Raw genomic sequence first — 23,407 nt, 5'->3', positions numbered from 1 at the left:
CCCTCCTGCTCAGCGTCCGCCGCGCAATGCAGCGACTTTCTCGCTGAGCGCTTTGCGCCGCCGGTCCAATGCCCCCAACTGCGAAACCATCCATTCGACGACGAGCGGCAGACTGCTGTTCACACGCATCGGTTCACCGATCATCAACCCCGCATCGAGCGCATTGAATCCGGCTTCCAGCGCATGCTCGCGCTCCCCTGCCCGCTCCCAGCACACGGCGCTCATGCGCCACGCCTCCACCGTCATCAGCCCGTCCCGCGCGGCCGTGGTCGATGTCGCAGCGCGCTCATAGCAATACGCCGCGTGCGCGTAATTCTTGTGTGTCAGATGCACGCTCGCCTCGCCGAACAACCCGTTCGCGACGAGCTTGTGTCCTGCCGGGTGCCCTGCTTCAACCGCGCGCATACCGTTGCTGGCGGCGCTCCGGTACGCATCGATCGCGCGTTCCCAATCGCGCCATTTCAGATACGCGGCACCGGCAATCAAATGCACGACGACGCACTGATCGAACCACTGCTCGCGTTCGGCAACCTTCAACGCAACCATGCGCAATTCCTCAAGCTGCGCCGGATTTCCGCCTTCGATCGTCTCGGTCAACATCACGAACTGCCGTCGAAATTCGCCGCTCGGCCCGCGCTCGCCCGATTCCGCCAGCAATTCGCGCGGCACACTCGCCATCGAATATTTGCCTTGCACGACGCGCACCACAGCCCGATGCCTTAGCATCAGTGCCGCGAACGGTGTGATATCCGTGCGCGGCACGACAAAGCGCAAGCGCTCGCCAAGTTTCGGGGCGGCAGCGACGATCAACAGCAATCCATCCATCCAGCGCACCCATGCCGCTTCATCCCGCACTTTCGCCGGCTCCAGCACGAAAACCATCGCTGGAAAAATGTCCGGATGGTGCTGCATCAGGCTGTCGGCAACCGTGAACAGATACAGCAAATGATTCTTGCCATCGTCATACGGCGCTTGCCAGTCGGCATGCACACCCTGCGCATCGGACCCTTCACGCCGGCTGTCGTAGAACGCAATAAGCTCGTCCGTCAGCGCCTTCGCATAACCCGATTCATTGACGAACGACGCACGCATCGTCCGCACCGCACACGACGTCTCGTCCTGAACCTGGAAATACAGCCGCACGAGCTGCGCATCCGTCTCGTCGGTCTGCCAGATCATCAATCGCGCGTCGCAGTCCTTCGCGAAACTTATCCAGTCCGTATGCGCATCCATGAACCTGCGCTCCACCGGATTGGTCGGCTGCCATTTCTGCATTCGTGCGGACCTCCGTCACGGATTCAGTTTCAAAACGGTCCCTTCGACCGTGTGCTCGCCCGTCGCCGACGACGTCACCGTCTTGCCATTGATGCTGTGGGTGTTCGTGCCGGTCGATGCGACATTGACGCCCTGGATCGTGATAGTGCCATCGCTCTTCATCACGATGCTCGACATCCCGCAGACGAGCGAAAGCTGATCGCCGGCATTGACGAGCACCTGATGCTGCACGCTCGTCGTGTGGTTCGCGCCGACACTCACGGTATGTTCACCGCCGACCGTGAGCGTATGCGCGTTCGCAATCGTCGATGTACGTGCACCGATTTCCTCGGTGTGCGACGACGCAACCAGCGTCTTCATGTCTTGCGACGTCGTTTGATAAAGCTGACCGACGTTCAGTGTCTTTCCTTCCCCGATCGTTTCCGTCTTGCCTTTCGCGACCGTCTCGTTGTGTGCGCCGCCGATGGTCGCATCGCGATTGGCGGCAATCGTCACGGTTTCGCTCTGCCCAACCGAGCGCGCCCGGTTGCCGACCACCCCATGCGTCTCATTCCCCCCGATCTGCGCAACCCGATGCTGTCCGATATTCACCGTCTCGTTCTGCCCGACGCTCCTCTGCCGGTTGTTCTTCACCTGCATCGTCTCGTCGTTGCCGACCGAATGCGTGTGGTCATGCCCGACCGACAGCGAATGATCAGCCTCCGTCTCCGCATCGAAATTCCGCTCCGCATGCATCCAAAGCTGCTCGGCTCCCTTCTTGTCCTCGAACCGAAACGCATTCGCGTGCTCGGTCGTCCCGCCCGGTGACGACCTCGACAACAGCCCGCTCTGCGTCGCACTCGCCGGCAACCCCCACGGCGGCATCTTTTCGCCGTTGTACACACGCCCCGTCACGATCGGCTGATCGGGATCGCCGTTCAGGAAATCGACCACCACCTCATCGCCAACCCGCGGAATCTGCACGCCGCCGAACCCGCCCCCGGCCCACGGGCTCGACACGCGCACCCAGCATGACGAATCCTGGTTGCTCTGCCCGTACCGGTCCCAGCGAAACTGCAGCTTGATGCGCCCGTACTGGTCGGTCCAGATCTCCTCGCCCGGCGGGCCGACGACGGTGGCCGTCTGCGGGCCGTTCGTGCGCGGCCGCGGCGTCACGCGCGGCGACCGGTACGGCAGGCTCGACGGCTGTACGAGCACTTGCGATTCATGCACGACGGCCTCGTTACCGCTGTCGCTCGCATACGCGTTCTCCTGAAACCGGTAAATGCACCGCACGATCAGGTATTCGCGGTTCTGATCGGCGCGCGGGCAATGCGCGAGCGTGAACAGGTAGCCGGGCGCGATCCCGCGCACTTCCGTGCTCGCGCTCGCACGCTCGTGCTCCGCCTGCTGTTCCTCGAGCCGCACGCGGCTGTAATGCGCGCCGGGCGCATCGTCTCGATACCCGCCCGGCCATTCGAACGATTCGAAGCCGTCGTGATCGTGGCCACGCGGATCGACTTTCTGTGTCGACAGGTCCGCGCGTGGCTTCGTGTAGTCGTAATCGTTCGTCTGGTGCTTGCCGACGCTCACCTCCTGCGCTGGCAGCCAACTGTCGATATGCTCCTCGTCCGCAATCGCCGTGCGGTCGCGCGCGATGAACGGAATCGTCTCGTAGCCGGGCAGCGCCGTATGCGACGACATCGCATCGCACAGCACGAGCGTATGGCTGTCCGCCGCGTGCCTGAAATAGAAATAGATGCCCTCGAACTCCATGAGTCGCGACACGAACGCCGCATCGGTCTCGTTGTACTGCACGCAGTAATCGCGCGGCGCATACGCCTCGGTCAACCGGTTCTCGACCGGAAAACCATACGGCGCGAGCACGTCCTGCACGATTTCCGGCACGGTCCGGTTCTGGAAGATCCGGCAGTCGGAGCGGCGCGTCGCGAGCCACAGCCACGGCCGCACCACGAGCAGATAACCATAGTGACGCTCCGCGCGTCGCCCGACGAGCGACGCGCGCGCGACGATGCCGTTCAGGTAGCGCGTCGTACCGTCCTGCTGTTCGACCCGCACGGTCACCGGTTTGCCGAGCAGGTCCTTCAGCGACAGGCTGTAGTTGTCCGCAAGCGCCTCGATCCGGTATTCGAACAGGCGGCCGAGTTCCTCGTCGCCGTCGAGGCTGTGGAATTTCAGGTCGTCGCCGTGCGGGCTGTCGAGTGTGAACACGCGGGTCACGTCGTCTCCTCCTCGTCGAACCGGTAAACGAACTGGCCGTCGGCCGCGCCCACGTCGATCGACGCCAGCGCATGCCCCTCGACAGTCGCGCGCAGGATCGCCTGGCTGATCCGCGGCAGCACGGTATGCGTAAGGATGGCGTCGACCATCCGGCCGCCGGACTCGATCGTCCGGCAACGCTCGACGATCAGCGCAGTCGCGGAATCCGCGCAATGCAGCCGAATGCCGTGATGCGCTTCGATCCGCCGCTCGATGCGCCGCACCTGCAGCGCAACGATCCGCGCGAGCGTCGCGTCGGTCAGCGGGTAATAGGGAACGACGGTCAGCCGGCCGAGCAGCGCGGCCGGAAACACGTCGAGGAGCGGCGCGCGCAGCGCATCGGCGAGCGATTGCGCATCGGGCAGGTGCGCCGGATCGCGGCACAGCTGCATCACGCGCTCCGAGCCGACGTTCGACGTCAGCAGGATCACCGTATGCCGAAAGTCGATGTCGCGGCCCTCGCCGTCCTCCATCCAGCCCTTGTCGAACACCTGGAAGAACAGCTCGTGCACGTCGCGATGCGCCTTCTCGATCTCGTCGAGCAGCACGACGCTGTACGGCCGCCGCCGCACGGCCTCGGTCAGCACGCCGCCCTGTCCGTAGCCGACATAGCCGGGCGGCGCCCCCTTCAGCGTCGACACGGTGTGCGCCTCCTGGAATTCGCTCATGTTGATCGTGATCGCGTTGTGCTCGCCGCCGTACAGCATGTCGGCAAGCGCGAGCGCGGTCTCGGTCTTGCCGACGCCGGACGGCCCGCACAGCAGGAACACGCCGTGCGGCTTCGCGGGATCGTCGAGCCGCGCGCGGGCGGTCTGGATCCGCTCGGCGATCAGCTCGACCGCGTGCCGCTGGCCGATCACGCGTTCGCCGAGCGTGTCGGCGAGCGTCAGCACCGACTGCATCTCGTCGCGCACCATCCGGCCGAGCGGGATCCCGGTCCAGTCCGCGACGACAGCCGCGACCGCATGCGTGTCGACTGCCGGCAGCACGAGCGGTGCTTCACCCTGCAGCGCGGCGAGCGCCGCCTGCGCATCGGCGAGCTTCGCCTGCAGATAGGCGCGCGCCGGTGCGTCGGTCGCCTGCGACGGTGCATCGACAGCCTGCGCGCCGGCAAGCTTCGCGTGCAGGTCGGCGCGCGCAGATTCGCCGGTCCCCGGCGATCGCACATCGGCAACCTGCGTGTCGAGCAACGCCGCACGCGATTCGGCAATGGCCTCGAACGCGTTGCGCTCCGTGTGCCAGCGCGCATCGAGCCGGTCGAGCTCGGCCTGCCCGCCGGCGATCGCCGCGTCGATATCAGCAAGCCGCGCCGTGTCGCCGGTGCCGAGCATGCACTCGCGCGCAACCCGCTCGCGTTCGACACGCAGGCTGTCGATGCGCCGCCGCGCATCTTCAATCGGCGCAGGCACCGCATGCTGGCTGACGGCAACCCGCGCGCAAGCCGTGTCGAGCAGGCTGATCGCCTTGTCCGGCAACTGGCGTGCCGGGATATAGCGATGCGACAGCGTGACGGCGGCCTGCAGCGCGTCGTCGAGCACGAGCACGCGGTGATGCGCTTCCAGTCTGGCGGCGAGCCCGCGCAGCATCGTCAGCGCCGCGTCCTCCTCGGGCTCGCGCACCTGCACGAGCTGGAAGCGCCGCGTCAGCGCAGGGTCCTTCTCGATGTGCTGCTTGTATTCCGACCACGTGGTCGCGCCGATCGTGCGCAGCAGCCCGCGCGCGAGCGCGGGCTTCAGCAGGTTCGCCGCATCGCCGGTGCCCGCCGCGCCGCCCGCGCCAACGAGCGTGTGCACTTCGTCGATGAACAGGATCACCGGCCGCTCGCTCGACATCACCTCGTCGATCACGCCGCGCAGGCGGCTCTCGAACTCGCCCTTCACGCCCGCGCCGGCCTGCAGCAGCCCGATGTCGAGCAGGTACAGCGCAACGTCGCGCAGCGACGGCGGCACGTCGCCCGCGACGATCCGCAGCGCGAAGCCCTCGGCGACAGCCGTCTTGCCGACGCCTGCTTCGCCGACGAGCAGCGGATTGTTCTGCCGGCGCCGCAGCAGGATGTCGACGATCTGCCGGATCTCGCCGTCGCGCCCGACCACGGGGTCGATCTCGCCCGCGCGCGCCCGGGCCGTCAGGTCGACCGCGAAGCGCGAAAGCGCGGAACCGTCGGCCGACGCGGACGCGGCCGTGCGTGCATCGCCCGGCGTCCCGTGCGCGCCTGCCGACGGCGCCTCGGGCGAACCATCGACGATCTGGGCAAGCCCATCGGCCAGCACGTCCGGCACGACACGCTCGAACTCGCGCGTGATCGCATGCAGCACGTTGCACAGTGGCGGCGTCTTCACGATCGCGAGCAGCAGCGTCGCGCCGCGGATCTGCGTTGCCTCGTACTTCAGCGTCGCGTAAACCCACGCGCGCTCGACCGCGTCGTCGATGTGAGCCGACAGGTCCGAGACCGAGCCGGCGCCGCGCGGCAACCGGTCAAGCGCCGCGACGAGCCCGCGCTCGACCGTCGCGGCGTCGATGTCGAAGCGGCGCAGGATCCTGTGCAGGTCGCTGTCCGGCCGCCGCAGGATCTGGCTCAGCCAGTGCGCGAGCTCGACGTACGGATTGCCGCGCAGCCGGCAAAAGCCGGTCGACTGCTCCAGCGTCTCGTAGAGAAAGGGATTCAGTTTGCCGAACAGCGTGACGCGGCCGATATCGGACATATTGGTTTCCGTTCAGTCAGGTTCGCGTTGCAAAGCAGCGTCGCCGGCCGCCGGGACCGTACCGGCACGCCGCGCGTCGCAGCGGATCACGAGATCGCGCGCGGGGCCCGGCTCGAGCCGCTGCCCTAGCCATGCGGCGCGGCCGATCCCGTGCGGGCTACCGAGCGCGAGCGTCGGCACCGCGTCGTGCGCGAGTTCAAGCTGCACATCCCAGTCGAATTCGATGCCGACGTATTCGCGCACCCACTGCTCGAGCTGCCGCGCATGCACGCCGCCCGGCAGGAACCGCCGGTACGCGTCGAGCGACAGCGGACCGAGCACGATCCGGAAGCGCGACTGCGCATCGCGCACCGCGATCCCGAGCACCACGCCGCCGAGCGGCAGCGTCGGCCGCGCTGCACGGATCGCGCAGCGCTGCGCGCGCTTGATCGTCACCCACTGCGGCACGTGCTCGACGATCCGGACCGCGACGCCGAAATGCCGCCGCAGGATCTGCGCGAGCCCTTCCGGGTTGCGCGTGTGGCGCACGAGGTGTCCGGCGTGGAAGAGGCGTGCGTGCGGCGCAAGTGCATCGACCGGGCCGGACAGCCGGTCGTCCGCGGATGTGGATGTGGATGTGGATGTGGAAGGCGAAGCGGATCCGGACGCAGACGCGGACGCTGTGCGCCCGATCAGGCTCGCGACATACCCGTCGAACCGTGCGCGCGCCGGCCGGTCGAGGCTCACCGTCGGCTGCGCGTCGGCCCACGCACGGTAGAACAGCAGGATCAGCCGGTGATGGAACAGGTCCGCGAACGCGGCGAACGTCGGGTCGTCGTGCTGCGTCGCGCGCTCGTACGCGAAGTCGGTCAGGTGCGTGGGCAGCGGCCCGTTCGGCCCGAACAGCCCGAAGCCGTGAATCGTCACGTGCGGCAGCGCGCCGCCGTCCTTCACGCCGGCCAGCATCGCGGCCGCGAACGCGAGCGACGGCGCCTGGCCGAGCCGCACGGGCTCGTCGCGCGGCCGCGCCGCATGGCCGAGCGGCGCGTGTCCGGGCGACAGCGCGTCGAGCCAGCGCAGCGCCTGGAACAGGTCGTAGCCGTGCGGCGCCGCACGCAGGCACGCCCAGAACGCGTCGCGCCGTGCCGCGTCGGACGCCGGGTTCGCAGTGGGCGGCGTGTCGCGCTTCATGCCGCGGGCCGCCTGCCGACGCGCGCCGGCCAGTGTGCGAGCGTGCCGCGCTGTGCGCTCGTCAGCACGCATTCGGAGAACGCGTTGATCGACACATGGCGCGCAAAAAACTGCTCGAGCACCGCGCCGAGCAGGAACGGGCTGTCGCCGGAAAACGCATGGTCGTCGACGGTCACGTCGACCTGCACGCCGCGTCCGAACATCAGCGGCCCGGCCACCGGCAGGCGGCGGAACACGGGCGCGAACGCGACGCGCCGCACACCGTCGATCTGCCGGCGCATCGCGGCGTCGGTCGGGTCCGCATGCAGGCCGAGCAGCTCGCGCAGCACGCGCGCGCCCTCTTCGTCGTCGAGATCGGTCAGCGTCTGCCGCGCGAGTCCGAGATGGCGGATCAGCCGCCACGCGGTCTGCGCCTCGGCGATCGGCGGGCGCGGCCGCGTCGGCCCGCGGATCGCAACGATCCGCTCGACGGGCGCCGACACGCGCAGCGTGAACGTGTTCGCGTCGCCCTGCGGCTGCAGCAGCACGAGGTCGCGGTTCGTGCACAGCGTGTCGACGGCCAGATAGCGCATCGTTGCGTCGTACGGCGCGCACTGGCTGTCGACGAGCGACAGGTAGGTCTCGCTGCCTGCGTAGCCGGTGCGCGTGCCGTTCGCGCGCGCCTGCGCGGACACGAGGCGCGGCTCGCGGCGCACCGTGTAATACGCGCCGAAGTTGCCGTCGTCGTCCGCAAATGACGCATGGAACGGCCGGAATTCGCGCGCCTGCCCGTCGTCGCGCTGCTCACTCGCGAGCCGCTCGACCGCGTAGACCTCGTAGTCGAGCGGCCGGCTGCGGTCGACGACGACGTGATGCTCGCGTGCGCCCGGCTGCACCGGAATCCGGTCCGCGCGGCGCGCGAACAGGTTGATGGCCGGCGTGCAGTTCAGCGCGAGGTGTCGCGCATCGACGGCCGCTTCGAGCGCCGCGTCGTGCCGGTCGAACAGCAGCGTCAGCTCGCATTCGTCGCCGCTCGCATGCGCGAGCGCCGGCCGCAGGCCGTCGACGCTGAAGAACAGGAACCGCGCCGGGAACGCGAAATACTCGCGCAGCAGCCGGTAGCCCTGGAAGCTGCGCCCGTCGTCGGGCAGCAGCGCCTGGTTGGCGTCAAAGCCCTGATGGACGATCGCGTCGGGCGCGAGCGTGTGCAGCCAGCGCGGCGGTTGGCCGGGGTCGTGCACGACGACGCCGAGCGTGTGCGCGGCGACCAGCTCGAGCAGATGCAGCGCGTCGCGCTCGGGTCCCGCGAGGTGGAACGTCAGCCGGTCGGCCGGCATCTGGGCGAGGCGCGCGCCGCCGCGCGCCTTCAGCCGGATCCGCAGCGCGCCGCGCACGTCGTGCCGCGCCGCGACAGCGCCGCGCGGCAGGTAGGCGGGCGCGCCCGTCACGGCTGCGCTCGTCAGTTCGAGCGGCCACAGCGTCAGGTCGTGCGCGGTACGGAACTCGCACGCGGTCTGCTCGGACGCCGCCGGCCGCGCGCGCAGCGCGGTGCCGGCCGGCAGCCGCCAGCCCTGCGCGAGACTGCCCTCGTTCATCAGCGGCGCGAACTGCACGATCGCCATCGACGGCAGCGGCGCGACGTAGCCCGGATACACGGCGTCGAGCAGCGCCTGCGTGAAACGCGGAAACTCCGCATCCATCTTGAGCTGCACGCGCGCGGTGAGGAAGCTGAAGCCTTCGAGCAACCGCTCGACGTACGGATCGGGCGGCCCCGAATCGGTCAGCCGCAGCCGCGCGGCGACCTTCGGGAACTGCTGCGCGAACTCGCCGCCGAGCTCCCGCAGGTATGCGAGTTCGCGGTTGTAGTATTCGAGCAGGCGCGTATCCATCGCGTCAGCCTCCCGCCGCCGATTGCAGCGACATCGCGCCGGTCTCGAGATCGAGATCCGAGCGCAGCACGAACTCGACCGGATACGGCACCGACCACAGCGTGCCGCGGATCTCGAACATCAGCACGTTGTGCCGCCCCTCGCCGACCGCATCGCCGGGCGCGTCGAGCACGCTGCGCACGTCGACGCTGTCCGGCGCGATGCGCGGCTCGAAACGGACGATCGCATCGCGGATCGACGCCTCGACCGACATCCGCTCGACGCCGGACATCGGCTTGCCGACGAGCGGCCGCATCCCGTAATTCAGCACCGACGCCTGCGCATGCGGGAACGCCGACCAGTCGACGAAGCCGTCTTCCGCGTTGCGCGTATTGAGCAGCCACGCCAGGTCGCGCAGCACCGCCGCGCGCAGCGGCTCGGCGCCGACCGCCTGCGCGCCCGGCGGCTCCGTGCGCCGCTGCGGGTCGGCGTCGGTCAGGCGGTCGAGCAGCGCGGGCTGCAGCCGGTCGCGCAGGCCGCCCGCCCGGTCGTCACGGGTTCGCGCATCGCTCATCGGTTCGCCTCCGCGCGGTCACATCTCGGTGTTTTCCTTGATGTTCCAGCCGACCGACACCTCGGCACCCTTGCCGCCGTTGTCGTTCTGCTGCCAGTACTGCTTCTTGACCTTCGCGGCCTGGAAGCCGTAGTGCATCAGCAGCCGGTCGGCCGTGTCGCCGGGGTCGACGCCCGCGACTTGCGCGGACGTGACGAGCACTTCCTGCAGCGTCACGCGCATGAACTCGACCTGCGAGCCGCCCGTCTTGCACGCCGAGATCTCGACCGTCGGCAGGTGCTTGCCGTTCGCGCAGTACTTGATGATCGCGGGCGTCCCCTTGTCCATGTACGCAGCCACGACAAGATCGTTGAAGCTCGCCTTGCCCGCGTTGCCGCCGCTGCCGCTCGCCATCGCGCCCGGCTGGCTCGCGCCCCACGAGAACGTCTGGATGTCGGTCCAGCCCTTGTGCTGCGCGTCCGCCGATTCGCCGGACACGCCATCCACCTTCATAAACATTGCCACGCCCATCGCTATCTCCATTCCGGTTGAGGTGAGCCGACGCTCATTCGTTCACCGCCTTCGCCGACGGCAGCTTCGAGATGAGCCGCAACGACACGGTGAGCCCTTCGAGCTGGTAATGCGGCCGCAGGAAAAACTTCGACGCGTAGTAGCCGGGGTTGTCCTCGACCTCGTCGACGACGACCTGCGCCGCCGCGAGCGGCTTGCGCGCCTTGGTTTCCTGCGACGAGTTCGCCGGGTCGCCGTCGACGTAGTTCATGATCCAGTCGTTCAGCCAGCGCTCCATGTCGCTGCGTTCGCGGAACGAGCCGATCTTGTCGCGCACGATGCACTTCAGGTAATGCGCGAAGCGGCAGCACGCGAACAGGTACGGCAGGCGGCCGGACAGCCGCGCGTTCGCGGTCGCGTCGGGATCGTGGTACTCGGCCGGCTGGTACAGCGACTGCGCGCCGATGAACGCCGCGAAATCCGAGTTCTTCCGGTGCACGAACGGCATGAAGCCGTTCTTCGCGAGCTCGGCCTCGCGGCGGTCGCTGATCGCGATCTCGGTCGGGCATTTCTGGTCGACACCGCCGTCGTCGGTCGGGAACGTGTGGCACGGCAGCCCCTCGACCGCGCCGCCCGATTCGACGCCGCGAATCGACGAGCACCAGCCGTACAGCTTGAACGAGCGGTTGATGTTCGCGGCCATCGCATACGCGGAATTCGCCCATGTGTAGCGGTCGTGGCTCGCGGCTTCGGTGTCTTCCTCGAAGTCGAATTCGTCGACCGGGTTGGTGCGCGCGCCGTACGGCAGACGCGCGAGGAAGCGCGGCATCGCGAGGCCGACGTAGCGCGAGTCGTCCGACTGCCGCAGACTGCGCCACGCCGCGTATTCGGTGTTCTGGAAGATCTTCGTCAGGTCGCGCGGATTCGACAGCTCCTGCCACGAGTCCATCTGCATCAGCTCCGGCGACGCACCCGCGATGAACGGCGCGTGCGCGGCCGCCGCGATCTTCGACAGCTCGCCGAGCATCTCGACGTCGGGCGGACTGTGGTTGAAGTGGAAATCGCCAACGAGGCAGCCGAACGGCTCGCCGCCGAACTGCCCGTATTCCTCTTCATAGACCTTGCGGAACAGCGGGCTCTGGTCCCACGCGACGCCCTTGTAGCGCTTCAGCGTGCGCGCGAGCTCGTTGCGCGACACGGGCAGCGCCTTGATCTTCAGCAACTCGTCGGTCTCGGTGTGCGTGACCAGGTAGTACAGCCCGCGCCATGCGCCTTCGAGCGTCTGGAACTCGCCGTGATGCAGGATCAGGTTGATCTGCTCGGTCAGCTTGCGGTCGATCTCCGCGATGATCTGCTTGACGCTGCCGTACGCGTCGGTCGTCATGCCGACGGTGTTTTCCAGCGCCTGCTGCGCGAGCGTGCGCACGGCCCGCTCGACCGATTCGCGCGCTTCGGCGGTCTTCGGCTTGAACTCCTTCTGCAGCAGCGCGGCGAACTCGTTGTGGGCAACGACCGGCTGCGCAGCGTCGCGCGCGTCGGCGCGGGTGTGAGCGCGTTCATTCATGGCGGGCCTCCGGGCTGGCGGCGCCGCCATTCGGTGCGGCCGGCGCTTCGTTCGCCGCAGATTCGGCCGCCGGCTGCCGCACGAGCGCCTTCAGCAGTTCGGGATCGTTGATCGCCTGCTCGATCAGCTGCTCGGCGCCGTGCTTGCCGTCCATGTACGACAGCAGGTTCGACAGTTCCGTGCGTGCGTCCAGCAACCGGCGCAGCGCGTCGACGTTGCGCGCGATCGCCGCCGGCGAGAAATCGTCGATCCGCTCGAACGTCATGTCGACGCTGAGCATCCCGTCGCCCGTCAGCGTGTTCGGCACCTGGAACGCGACGCGCGGCGCGACCGACTTCATCCGTTCGTCGAAGTTGTCGACGTCGATCTCGAGGAACTTGCGGTCCGCCAGATCCGGCAGCGGCTCCGCACGCCTGCCGGCGAGATCCGCCATCACGCCCATCACGAACGGCAGCTGCACCTTGCGTTCGGCGCCGTAGGTCTCGACGTCGTACTCGATCTGCACGCGCGGCGCCCGGTTGCGCGCGATGAATTTCTGTCCGCTGCCTGCTGCCTTGGTTCTGTCCGTCATCGTCTGCTCCTTTACGTCAGGTTGCGCTGTTCATGTCCGCGCCATTCGCGTCATTCGCTCCGTTCGCCGCTCAACAGATCCAGCTTCGGCAGGCTCTCGGGCGCGAGGTCCCGCATGATTTCGTAGAAATCGAGCGCGAGCAGCCGCTGCGCGCGCCGCATCAGCAGTGGCGCGGGATGGCTCGGCTCGTGCTGCTCGAAGTAGCGGCAGAATTTCTCGAGGCCGATCCGCACGTCGTCGCGGCTCGTCACCTCGGCGTCGCGCCACGCACGGCCGTCAGGCAGCGTCGCTGCCGGTGCGGCACCGGGTGTCGCGGAGTCGGCTGCCGTTGCCGCGAACGCGGCCGTTGCCGGCGCGCCGTCCGCGTCGGCGTTCGCGTGCAGTGCTGCAGGCGGCAACGTGTCGTGCACGATCCGCCGCAGCGCCTTCTCGAAGTCGCTGGTCTCGGGCGCCCATTCGGCGCCGAGCTTTGTGCTGACCTGCGCACGGATCGCATCGAGCGCGTCGAGCACGGCAAGCGCCGCGCGAAGCGGCGGCTGCCCCGTGTCGCGCGCGTGCGCCAGATCGGCGATCAGCCGATCGCGGCCGCCCGGATAGCGCGTCGCGGCGTCGTCGCGGCCGTCGAGGATGCGCTCTGCGTCGCGCACGCTCGGACCGCCGTCGAGCAGCGGCTGGCGCCGCGCCGCACGTGCGCAGTCGTGCGCGCCCGCGATCTCGGCCAGCGCGTTGATGCGCGGGCCCGGCTCCATGTCGCCGTCGGCGTCGAGGCGCGGATGCACGTCGTCCCACCAGCGCTCGAGCAGCCCTGCGACAAGTGCCAGCCCGTCCGCATGACCGGGCAGGCCGCGCAGTTCGGTCCAGCTCCGCGCCAGGTGCGCGGCGACGCGCAGATCCTTCGTCCGCTCGGCCAGCGCGAGCGCGCGCTGCCCGACGGCCGCCCAGTCCGGCGCTTCGGCCGGGATCACGGTGTCGCCGTACTGCTGTTCGGCGCGCGGCGTCGCGCGTTCCCGCAGCAGCAGGAAATCCGCGTCGTACTCGAGATTCGCGCCGCACGGCGCGTCGGGAGCGACGCGGGCAAGCAATCGTTCGATCAGGTCTGCGTGCGGCATGAACGTTCCCGTGGCTGAAGGCGGCGCGGCGGCCGGCCGGCGTCATTCGAAGGCATAGTCGATGCTGATGGGCTTGCTGCCTGGTTCGATCTTCACGGTGCGCCGCAACGGCGGCAGCGTGCCGTTGCGGATCTCGATCTGGTACGTGCCCGGCGACAGCGACACCGAGCGCAGCGGCGGGCTCGCGCCGCGCCGCACGCCGCTCACGTAGATATCGCCCCACGGGCGCACGTGGAAGCGCACCGCGATGGTTTCCGGCGGCGGCTCGGGCGCAAAGGCGGTCGGTGCGGGGGTCATCGCGGTGGTCACCATATTGGTCGCCGCGGTCGTGGCAGTCGTGGCGGCTGGGGTCGCTGCGGCAGGCGCGGCGGCTGTCGGTGCGCCGTTGTCGGCCGGCGGCACACTGACGACGTGCTCCGACGCATCGAGACTCCCGGCCGGCGCGAGGCGCGAACCGGGCGCGGCCGACGGCGATGCAGTGCCGGCATCGTTCGTCGCGATGGGCGGTGGAGGCGACACGACGGGCTCGCTGGCCGGCACCGCAGCGACGACAGGTGCGGACGCTTGCACGGACGACTCCACTGGCATTTGCGGCTGAGCAAGCGCGGACGTCGGGCCCTGCTGCGCGAGCGCCGCGGCCGGATTGCTGCCGGGCTCCGGCGACGGCACGGCCGCCACCGGCAGGCTCGCGCCCGATGCTTGCGTGTCCGCCAGCTGCGCGGGCTTCAAAAGATACGCGGTGCCAATGCCGATCACGAGCAACAGCGCAAGCGCGCCGCCGACGTAGAGGCGGGTACGGCGGTCGCCCGGCAGGCGCCGGATGATGCTCGCCCGCGAGTCCGTTGACGCGGCGTAGGCGGCGGGCGACGCTGCGGCCGCCGTCGCCGAAGCGCCTCTTGCCTCGTTCCTCACTTCGTTTCGATATGCGGCGCCCGCTCCCGCTGCATCAGGCGCGGTGGCCGGCGCGGCATTCGCGGCGGCTTGATGTTCGTCGGGCGTGTTCGATGCCGGCTGCGGTTGCTGCGCCGGCCCGCCCTCCACCGCCTTCGCGCCCTCCTCGCCCGCCCCTTGCCGCGCGCTCGCCGGCGTCGCGCCGAATCCGTGCCGCTCCGGCTCACGCAGCCCGAGTTCCGCCGCGAACGCGGCGACCGAGTCGGGCCGATCCCCGATCCGCACCTGCAGCGCATGATCGACCGCCGCGAGCAGCGCCGGGCTGTACAGCTCGCGCACGGCCAGTTCGCGCGTCGCGAGCGGCCGGTACGTGTCCTGGATGCTGCGCACCACCGCCGCGGGCGGCAGCTCGCCGGTGATCATCGCGTGCATCACCGCGCCGAGCGCGTACAGGTCGGTCCACGGCCCCTGGCTGAACGCGGGGTCGTCGGTGTACTGCTCGATCGGCGCGTAGCCGGGCTTGATCATCATCGCGCCGTCGTCGACGAGATCGCCGATCCGTTTGCGCGCCGCGCCGAAGTCGAGCAGGATCGCGTTGCCATCGGGACGGATCAGCACGTTGTCGAGCGCGATGTCGCGATGGAAGCACTGCGCGCGATGCAGCGTGTCGAGTGCGCCGAGCAGCGCACCGACGACGTGGCGCAATTGCGTCTCGCCCATCTGCACGCCGCTGTCGAGCAACTGCTTGAGCGTGCGCCCTTCGTAGAACGGCATCACCATGTACGCGGTGCCGTGGCTTTCCCAGAAGTGCAGCACCTTCACGAGCCCGGGGTGATCGAACTGCGCGAGCAGCCGCGCCTCGTTGAGGAACGCGCCGCGTCCCGCGTCGAACGCCTGCGCGAACCGCTCGGAGCGCAGCGACACCGTGTAGTCGCCGCCGCGCGTCGCGAGCATCGACGGCATGTATTCCTTGATCGCCACCGCGCGGCGCAGCGTGCGGTCGAACGCGCGATAAACGATCCCGAAACCGCCGACGCCCAGCACCTCGTCGAGCTGCAGCTCGCCAAGCCGATGCCCGAGCGGCAGCGGCCGCACCGCGACCTCGGCCGCGCTGCCGCGGGTTGCCGTCTCCTGCTCGTTGTCTTTCGAAACCGTGTCCTTCATGTCCACCTCTCGTTACCGCTTGCTGCGGCCGACGCGCGCCCGCATGGCGCGTCCCGGTGCGTTGCGTGCCGGCGCGCGGCAGCCAGCGCCGCGTCACCTGGTGCACCCTTCGGCGCTAGATGCCGTCGCCGAACAGCCGCAGGAACAGCAAGCTGTCCGGCACGCCCGTATGCGCGTGCGTGCGCAGCGGTGAGCCGTCGGCGCGATTCGTCCACCAGAAGCTCGTCGCGCCGTGCGGATCGAAATAGCCCGACAGCCCGGGCCACGCGGGCGTCGCCAACGGCGCCGGCTCCGGCTCCACCGACGATCCGTCCGCCACGCCGCCCTGCACGCGCGGCGGCATGACGGACGGATCGCCCGGCACGAGCCGCACCTTTTCCAGCGATTCGTCGAGATCGACGGGCGCGCGCGCATGCCGGATCGCATCGAGCAACGCGCTGCCGACCTGCCAGTAGAACGCGTCCGCCGCGTCCGGCAGCCCGCTCCAGTAATCGATCTCGCGCAACGGCAGCGTGACGAGCAACGGGTAATAGCGCCCGACGCGATCGCAGCTCGGCGCGAGGCAGCCGGGCTGCACGCATTGCGCGCCGGCGCCCGCCGGAATCAGGAAATTCCAGACCGGCGCGATCGTGTAGTAGCGCTCGATGTCGTCCTTGCCGCGCTGGCGCATCGCGGCCATGCCCTGCTGGAACCAGCGCTCCCACCAGCCGGCGAGCGCGTGCGGTAGCCGGCGGTTGACGAAGTCGCCGGCGCCGGGGATCTTTCCGTACCACGCGGGCGGTGCGCCGTCGTAGGCGAGCGGCGGCGTCGGGCTCATGGCTTCGGAGGGCATGTGAAGGACTCCATCTGGGCCAACCTGAACGGATTGCGCACACTGTCTGCCGTCACCTGCAGCACGATCGGCTTCCCGTCGACGGACAGGCGCGCGATCAACTGCTCCGGCCCGCGCCCGGCCGAAAGCGCCGCGCGGTCGAACAGCCGGTGCAGCGCCCACGGCCCGTCGGTCGTCAAGCCGTCCGCGGCGCCGGAAAGCCCGGTCGCCTGCAGCCGCACCTGGTTGCTGCCGCGCGGGCCCGGCCACTGCACGGCGCTCGGCACGAGCGGCCCGTGCGCGTAACGGACGATCTGCCCGTCGACGTCGAGCACCATCTCGGAGATCGACGGGTCCATTTCGAGCGGCTCGATCTGCACCTTCAGCTGGGCGGTCCGCGCGCCGCCCGCGAAATACACGTCGCGGATCACCGCCGCCTTCTCGAACGACGCGAGCATCGCGGCGGCCGACGGATCGGCGTCGGCGTTGCGGTTCGCGAATCGCCACGGATGCGACGTCGTGTCGACGATCGGCTGCAGGTTCTTCTGGAAGAAGTCGTCCATCAGGCCGCCCGGCGCAAAGAGCTGCGCGAAATCGGACGGCGCGACGTCGCGCGCCGAACCGTGCGCGAACGGATAGCGGCCCGTGATCGCCTGCCGGCAGAACTCGCCGACGTTCGCGCCCGCGCGCTGCGCGACGCTGCGCTGCTCGACGGTCGCGACGCTGCCGTTCGCGACGTTCGACAGGTCGTCGAGCACTTCGCGGAACGGTGTCGGCAGCCGCCCGGCCTGTGCACGCAGCCGCGCCGGCGCGTCGGACGGCGGCGGCGTCGCGCCGCTGCGCACCGCGTCGTCGGTCGCGGTCAGGTACGTGTACAGCGCGTCGATCGCCTTCAGCACCGCGTCGAACGCCGCGGCCTGGTCGCCGCTGCCCGGCGCGAACGCACGCAGCCCCGCGAAGTGGCTGTCGACGACCTGCTCGGGGCTCGCGGGGGCGGCCGCCGCCCCCGCGTCGCTGCCCGGCTGTCCCGCGAAGATCTGCGCGAGCGAACTGCGCGCCTCGTCGACCTTGTCCTGCGCGCGCGACGCGAGGTTGCGCGCGCCTCCCGGCGCATCGCCGAGCGCGGTGTCGCGCGCGAGCGCGACCATCAGCCGGGTCAGCGGCGAATCCGCCGACGACAGCATCCGCGCGACCTGGATGCTCTGCGCGAGCGTCGCCGTGTGCTGCAGCCGGATGTCGGCCAGATAGTCGTCCCAGGTCTTCAGGTAGTCGTTCAGGTAGCGCTGCCGGACGTCGCGCGCCCACGCGGCCGCGTCGTTCGCGTTCGGAATCTCCGACGCGCCGAGGTTCAGCACCCACACCTCCTCGCGTCCGTACTGCTCGATCGCGCCCGGCAGGTGCGGCGCGAACACGTTCCGGTAGCCGTTGCGCGTGTAGAGGCCCGGCACGCCGTCGGCGAGCGGCTTGCCGCTCTCGCGCCGGAACACGAGCGACGCATCGGGGCCGACCGCACGCGCGACGCTGAAGTCGTACGACGCGGTGGCCGCGCGCAGTGTGCGCGTGAGCTGGCTGTACAGCCGCTGCGAGAACGGTACCTGCCGCAGCCGCTCGCGCACGTCCGCGACGAGCCGCTCGTTCATCGGGAACGGCGACACCGCGACGCGATTGCCGAACAGCGCCGCGAGATGCGCACGCAGCGCGGCACGCTGTGCCGGCGAGAAATCGGCGGGCAGCGCGCGTTCCATCTCGAGGTCGACGACGGCCTGCACGAACGCGGGGTCGTAATGCGCGCTGTCGTACAGCATCAGGTACGCCTTCAACGCCGCGTACGCGTATTCGCTGTCGCCGGGCCGCGCGTCGCGCAGCGCGGCTTCCATCCGGTTCGCGGCGATCGGCAGCAGCACGTCGTCGAGCGCGCGCCGGTAGACGACGTCGACCGCCTCCTCGATCTTCTCGCCCTGGAACAGCCCCCAGCGGTACGCGAGCGGCGGATGGGCGAGATCGAGGCCGCCTGCGTTCGACAGGTTGCCGAGCGCATCGAGCACGGGCAACAGCCGCGCGACGTCGGCCGCGTCCGCGATCTTCGCGCGGCCGATCTCCGCGTCGACGGCCGGCACGCGCGCGGCGACTTCATCCAGATACGCGCGGTTGTTCGAATAGCTGCGCAGCCACGCGAACAGCACCGCGATGCACACGAGCGCGAGCGCGACGTAGCCGGTGGCCTGCAGCACGCGCCGCCGCCGGTGCCAGCGCAGGTTGCTGCCCGCGAGCGCCGCCTCGCGGAAGATGTGCTCCTGCAGCAGCGACTTCAGGAAGAAGCTGCGCCCGGCCAAGCCCGCCTGCGCGACGGGCGGCACGCCCTCGATCTTCAGGAAGCGCTTGATGCCGCTCATCACGCGGTCGAACGCGGTGCCCTCCTGCGTGCCGCTCGTCAGGTAGACGCCGCGCAGCATCGGCATCGGCTCGAAGCTCGACACCGAGAACACCTCGGCGACGAACTGGCCGAGCAGGTCCTGCAGATCCGCGATCTGCTGCGGCAGCAGATAGGTCATCTCGCGCTGCCGCGCATCAGTCTGCGACGCGAGCAGCTCGGGCAGCGCGTCGTTGAGCCGCCGGTGCAGCAGCCGGTACTCGCTGTCGAACGCCGCGCGCAGGTCGAAGCCCGGCTTCTCGCTGTCGGCGAGCGGGAACGTGAAACCCCATACCTGCGCGCACTCCACGCGGCCGTACCCGCCGAAATACTCGGCGAAACCCGCGAGCAGATCGGCCTTCGTCACGAGCAGATACACGGGGAAGCGGATCCCGAGCTGCGCGCGCAGTTCGAGCAGGCGCTTGCGCAGCACCATCGCGTGCTGCGTGCGTTCGGCCTCCGACGCGCCGAGCAGGTCCGCGACGCTGATCGTCAGCATCGCGCCGTTCAGCGGCTGGCGCGCGCGGTATTTCTTCAGCAGGTCGACGAAGCCCTTCCACTCGGCCTCGTCGAGCGCGCGGTTGCCTTCGTGCGTCGTATAGCGGCCGGCCGTGTCGATCAGCACCGCGTCGTTCGTAAACCACCAGTCGCAGTGCCGCGTGCCGCCGACGCCGCGGATCGCCGCGCGGCCGAACTGCTCGGCAAGCGGAAAGGTGAGCCCCGAGTTGACGAGCGCCGTCGTCTTGCCCGAGCCCGGCGCGCCGATGAACACGTACCACGGGAGCTGGTACAGGTACTGACGCGACAGCCGCCCGAGCCAGCGCGACCAGCCGCGGCTGCGCGCGCCGTCGGCCTGCCCGAAGCGGACCTTCTTCAGCAGCGTCGCGGCTTCGTCGAAACGGCTGCGCAGTTCGTCGAGCTGCGCCTTCGCGGGATCGCCGGCGGCCGGATGCGGCGCCGCTTCGCGCAGCTGGTTCAGCAGTTGCGCGTTGAGCTGCCCGGCCCGCCAGCTGCGCCACGCGATGCGCGCGCCCCACACGGCGAACAGCGCGGCGATCGTCAGCGCGCGCGCCCAGCCGCTGTCGAGCGGCCGGACGTCCGCGAACGCGAGCAGCGGGCCCGCGAGCCAGATGAAGCATGCCAGCACGGCGAGGCCGGCGAACGTCCAGACGGCCCGCGACGGCAGCGGGCGGACGAAGCGGAAGCGGGCAATGGCCTGGTTCATGCTCCGGGCGCCTCCTTCGTCGTCGCGGCGTTGTCTGCGGCCGTGTTGGCCGTGTTGTCCGCGCCGGGCGCGAGCATCAGCGTGATCTCGACGCGCCGGTTGCGCGCGCGGTTGGCGGGCGTGTCGTTCGGCGCGACCGGATCGAGCGTGCCGCGGCCTTCCGCCGAAAGCCGCTCGGGATGCGCGAGCCGCGCCGCGAGCAGGCTGCGGACCGCTTCCGCGCGCTCCCGGGACAGGTCCCAGTTCGACGCGAAGCGCGCGGTGTGCACCGGCGTGTCGTCCGTATAGCCGCTCACGCGTACGTTGCCGGGCACCTGGTTCAGCGCGTCCGCGACGCGCGACAACACCGGCAGGTAGCGGTCGATCACCGACGTCGAACCCGACTGGAACAGCCCGTCGCCGCGCAGCACGATCACGCTGCGATCCGCTTCGTCGCGCACGGACACGAGGCCCGCCGCGATTTCCGGCTCGAGGAACTTCGCGATGCGCGGCGCGGGCGCGGGATGCGGCGCCGGTTGCGCAGGCTGCAGCCGCGGCACGTGCAGCGCATCGATCGACGCGAACAATCGGTCAGAATGGCCGGCCAGCGCGATCCGCAAACCGGCGAACAGGCCGAACCCGATCAGCAGCGCGAGCGCCGCGCAGACCCACAGCGGCACCGTGAAGCGGCGCGCGACGTCGCGCGTGACGACGTCGCGCCAGTGCGGCGACAGCGCCGGATCGAACTCGCCGCGCACCGAGCGGATCGTCAGCGCGAGCTGGTGCCTGAGCGCGTCGATCTGCGCATGGCCGTTGTCGAGCACGCGATAGCGGCCCTCGAAGCCGAGCGCGAGGCAGTAATACAGCAGCTCTAGCAGATCGAGATGCTGGCGCGGCTGCTGCGACAGCCGCTCGAGCAGGTGGAAGAATTTCTCGCCGCCCCAGGTCTCGTTGTGGAACGACACGAGCAGGCTGTGCGACGACCACACGCTGCCGCCCCACGGCGTCAGCGCGGCGGCCTCGTCGAGCGCCGTGCACAGGCAGTAGCGCGCGCCGATGATCGCCTCGGACGCAACGCCCGCCTCCTGCGCGCGTGCTTCGAACTGCCGGATCTCGACGACGAGATGCTCGCGCAGCCACGCGGGGTTCGGGTGATGGACGGTCGAGCGGATCTGCGGCACGAGGTTGAGCAGCGGATTCGCGGCCGCGACGAGCGGATTCGTGCCGCTCGCGGCCCAGCGGCCGGGCCTCGGCTGCGTCGCGGCGGGGCCGGCCGCGCCTGCCCCCGCCGCAGGATACGTGCCCCCCGGATTCGGCGGCACGAACCCGCCTGCGCCGGCGGAAATCGAATCGGGAGATGAGTTCATCGCGCCCTCCCGCCGTCACCCGCGAATCGCCCAGAACTCCATCGAGAGTCCCGGGAATTCGCCGGCCAGATGAAATGCGAGCCCGCCGGAGCGCGCGAGCTGCTTCCACAGGTCGCCCCCCTTGTCGATCTCGAAGTACGTATGGCCCGCGTGATACGGAATCTGCCGCGGCGCGACCGGCAGCTGGCGCATCCCGATGCCCGGCAGCTGAAGCTGCACGAGATCGCGGATCCGCTCGACGGGCCCGAGCTTGGCCTGCGCCGGAAACCGCGTGCGCAGGCTGTCGGCCGGCACGTCCGCGCGCACCGCGAGCACGAAGCCGGCCGTGTCGCGCAGCGCCGGATCGGCGATCGTCGCGACCTTCATCCCGTTGCCCGCATCGCGCAGCTCGATCTGGATCGCGTTCTGCTCGAGCACGGTCGACAACGACCGGCGCAGCTCCGCCATCAGCTCGCCGAAGCTCGAGCGCAGGTCGTCGTGCCGATAGACGGCGAGCGCCTGCGGCCGCCGGCCGGCCGCCGTGAACGTGCTCAGGTCGCACGCGAGCTTCAGCCAGTCGCAGAACAGCGTCTCCGGATGCGTGGCGACATCCTGCTGCGCGTGCCACGTGAGCGCCAGATAGCGGTTCACGAGCTGCAGCAGCAGGAAATCCGCAACCTCCGACACGCCGCCGCGCCCGGGTTCCGACAGCCGCGCCGCCAGCGCCTCGCTGCGCTGCGTGAGGAGCCCGTGCAGCTCGCGCGTGAAGCGCAGCAGCAGCGGATCGTGCTGCGCGACGAGCCGCGGCGACACGTAGCCGTCGTCGACGACGAGCCGTCCGTCCGTGCGGCGCTCGACGATCCGCGCGACGCCGAGCGCGTGCCAGTCGCCCGACCGTTGCGTTTCAAGCATCAGCCGCACGTTCAGGCGGCCGGTCTGCAGCAGCGCGGGGCCGAGCGCGACCGCGTTCGCATCGGCCACCTCGTATTCGCGCACGACATAGCGCGCGATCTCCGCGTCACCCGCTTCGCCTGCTGCGCCGAACGACACGTCCTCCGCACCGCCGCGCCAGTGCGGCAATGCGAGCACGACGAGCGCGTCCTTCGCATCGGCCGGCACGTCGAGCGGCTCGGGCAGATCGTCAGGATGCGACAGGTCGAACGGCGTGCCGTCGCGCATCACGCCCGACGCCGCGCGCAGCGCGACCTGGCCGAGCGCGAGCCGTTCGCGATCGATCTCCAGTGCGTCGAAGCCCCAGTAGAAGCCTTGCAGCGGCAGGCAGCGCATCCCGACGTAGCGCTCCCAATGGCGCTCGAGCTGCTGGAAATGCTGCGGCCGCAGGAACATCCCCTCGGTCCATACCACGCGCTGGCGCAGCGCGGCGACGGGCGTCGCGGACAACGTCGGTTCGTTCATGGCCGCCCCCGCGCATCGCCGCCGATCCCGATGCCGCCATTGCGGACCACGATCGACACTTTCATTTCGCCCGGCGACGTCTGCCAGAACTTGTAGAGGTTCAGCTGTTTCGCGCGCGGCAGCGGCACCGTCAGACGCCAGCGGTTCTTGTCGAGCACGCGGTATTCGGCGACGACGCCGAGCGTCCCCGCTTCGACGTTGCCCGGGTAGTGCAGCGTGCGCGCATCGCCGGGCCGCAGGATGACGCGGTCGACCGCGAGCAGGTCCGCGCCGAGCACGCTCTCCGGCTTGTCCTGCAGCGAGAAGAAATCGGCGCTCTCGAACGACGACGCCGTCTTGAGCTGGAACACCTTCAGCACGATCGGCGACGGCTTCCGGTTGCGATCCGGATTCACATCGGGCGCGACGTCGACCGTGATCGCATACGGCACCGCGACATTCCGCTCGGTCGCCCCGCACCCCGAGAACAGCAGCACGCATCCCACTACGATGAAACCACCGGCCCGCCGTCGCATATTCCATCCTCGCAGCGCAATAAAACTCCCCCGGTTTCCCGTCGACGGAATCCGGATCGCTCTTTAATAAAGGGGAAATTTCTAGATCGG

General features: G+C 69.6%; 16 protein-coding genes. All 16 read right to left on the bottom strand.

The features are described 5' to 3' along the window. Nucleotides 1-9 precede the first annotated feature (9 nt). The 16 genes from ACV229_RS00845 to tssJ all read right to left on the bottom strand — a co-directional run bounded on the left by ACV229_RS00845 (nt 10) and on the right by tssJ (nt 23,317). Complete coding sequence (locus tag ACV229_RS00845) at nt 10-1,275, bottom strand: tetratricopeptide repeat protein (protein ID WP_448081217.1); 1,266 nt, start codon at nt 1,273-1,275, stop codon at nt 10-12. Nucleotides 1,276-1,290: 15 nt separating this feature from the next. Further along, nucleotides 1,291-3,495: a type VI secretion system tip protein TssI/VgrG gene (gene tssI / locus ACV229_RS00840; RefSeq protein ID WP_448081216.1), complete on the bottom strand. Its 2,205-nt coding sequence runs from the start codon at nt 3,493-3,495 to the stop codon at nt 1,291-1,293. Beyond that, nucleotides 3,492-6,236: a type VI secretion system ATPase TssH gene (gene tssH, locus ACV229_RS00835; RefSeq protein WP_448081215.1), complete on the bottom strand. Its 2,745-nt coding sequence runs from the start codon at nt 6,234-6,236 to the stop codon at nt 3,492-3,494. The genes tssI and tssH overlap by 4 nt, the downstream gene beginning before the upstream one ends. Before the next feature lie 12 nt (nt 6,237-6,248). Beyond that, nucleotides 6,249-7,406, bottom strand: coding sequence for a type VI secretion system baseplate subunit TssG (gene tssG / locus ACV229_RS00830; protein WP_448081214.1), 1,158 nt, complete (start codon nt 7,404-7,406; stop codon nt 6,249-6,251). After that, nucleotides 7,403-9,274 carry a type VI secretion system baseplate subunit TssF gene (gene tssF / locus ACV229_RS00825; protein WP_448081213.1) on the bottom strand — a complete coding sequence of 624 codons (1,872 nt, stop codon included), beginning with the start codon at nt 9,272-9,274 and terminating at the stop codon, nt 7,403-7,405. The genes tssG and tssF overlap by 4 nt, the downstream gene beginning before the upstream one ends. A 4-nt stretch (nt 9,275-9,278) precedes the next feature. Next, nucleotides 9,279-9,827 (bottom strand): type VI secretion system baseplate subunit TssE, encoded by a 549-nt coding sequence (gene tssE / locus ACV229_RS00820; protein ID WP_448081212.1) that lies wholly within the window; start codon nt 9,825-9,827, stop codon nt 9,279-9,281. An 18-nt stretch (nt 9,828-9,845) separates the two neighbouring features. Further along, entirely contained in the window at nt 9,846-10,337 is a 492-nt protein-coding gene (locus ACV229_RS00815; RefSeq protein WP_448081211.1) for an Hcp family type VI secretion system effector, read from the bottom strand. 34 nt (nt 10,338-10,371) lie between these two features. Continuing rightward, on the bottom strand, nt 10,372-11,880 hold the full coding sequence (gene tssC / locus ACV229_RS00810; protein WP_448081210.1) for a type VI secretion system contractile sheath large subunit: 1,509 nt from the start codon (nt 11,878-11,880) through the stop codon (nt 10,372-10,374). Next, entirely contained in the window at nt 11,873-12,451 is a 579-nt protein-coding gene (gene tssB / locus ACV229_RS00805) for a type VI secretion system contractile sheath small subunit (protein ID WP_448081209.1), read from the bottom strand. Before tssB ends, tssC begins: the two co-directional genes overlap by 8 nt. Nucleotides 12,452-12,501: 50 nt before the next feature. Then, nucleotides 12,502-13,560: a type VI secretion system protein TssA gene (tssA, locus tag ACV229_RS00800; RefSeq protein WP_448081208.1), complete on the bottom strand. Its 1,059-nt coding sequence runs from the start codon at nt 13,558-13,560 to the stop codon at nt 12,502-12,504. A gap of 42 nt (nt 13,561-13,602) precedes the next feature. Further along, nucleotides 13,603-15,615 carry a protein kinase domain-containing protein gene (locus ACV229_RS00795; RefSeq protein ID WP_448081207.1) on the bottom strand — a complete coding sequence of 671 codons (2,013 nt, stop codon included), beginning with the start codon at nt 15,613-15,615 and terminating at the stop codon, nt 13,603-13,605. A 115-nt stretch (nt 15,616-15,730) separates the two neighbouring features. Next, on the bottom strand, nt 15,731-16,432 hold the full coding sequence (tagF, locus tag ACV229_RS00790) for a type VI secretion system-associated protein TagF (RefSeq protein ID WP_448081553.1): 702 nt from the start codon (nt 16,430-16,432) through the stop codon (nt 15,731-15,733). After that, nucleotides 16,429-20,061: a type VI secretion system membrane subunit TssM gene (tssM, locus tag ACV229_RS00785; RefSeq protein ID WP_448081206.1), complete on the bottom strand. Its 3,633-nt coding sequence runs from the start codon at nt 20,059-20,061 to the stop codon at nt 16,429-16,431. Before tssM ends, tagF begins: the two co-directional genes overlap by 4 nt. Next, nucleotides 20,058-21,407: a DotU family type VI secretion system protein gene (locus ACV229_RS00780; protein WP_448081205.1), complete on the bottom strand. Its 1,350-nt coding sequence runs from the start codon at nt 21,405-21,407 to the stop codon at nt 20,058-20,060. The genes tssM and ACV229_RS00780 overlap by 4 nt, the downstream gene beginning before the upstream one ends. A gap of 15 nt (nt 21,408-21,422) precedes the next feature. After that, entirely contained in the window at nt 21,423-22,802 is a 1,380-nt protein-coding gene (tssK, locus tag ACV229_RS00775; protein ID WP_448081204.1) for a type VI secretion system baseplate subunit TssK, read from the bottom strand. Then, nucleotides 22,799-23,317 (bottom strand): type VI secretion system lipoprotein TssJ, encoded by a 519-nt coding sequence (gene tssJ, locus ACV229_RS00770; RefSeq protein WP_448081203.1) that lies wholly within the window; start codon nt 23,315-23,317, stop codon nt 22,799-22,801. Before tssJ ends, tssK begins: the two co-directional genes overlap by 4 nt. Between the last annotated feature and the right edge of the window lie 90 nt (nt 23,318-23,407).

The sequence above is a fragment of the Burkholderia sp. MR1-5-21 genome, assembly GCF_053427715.1.
The sequence above is the reverse complement of the archived record's forward strand: the minus strand, read 5'-3'. Positions and strand labels throughout refer to the sequence as shown.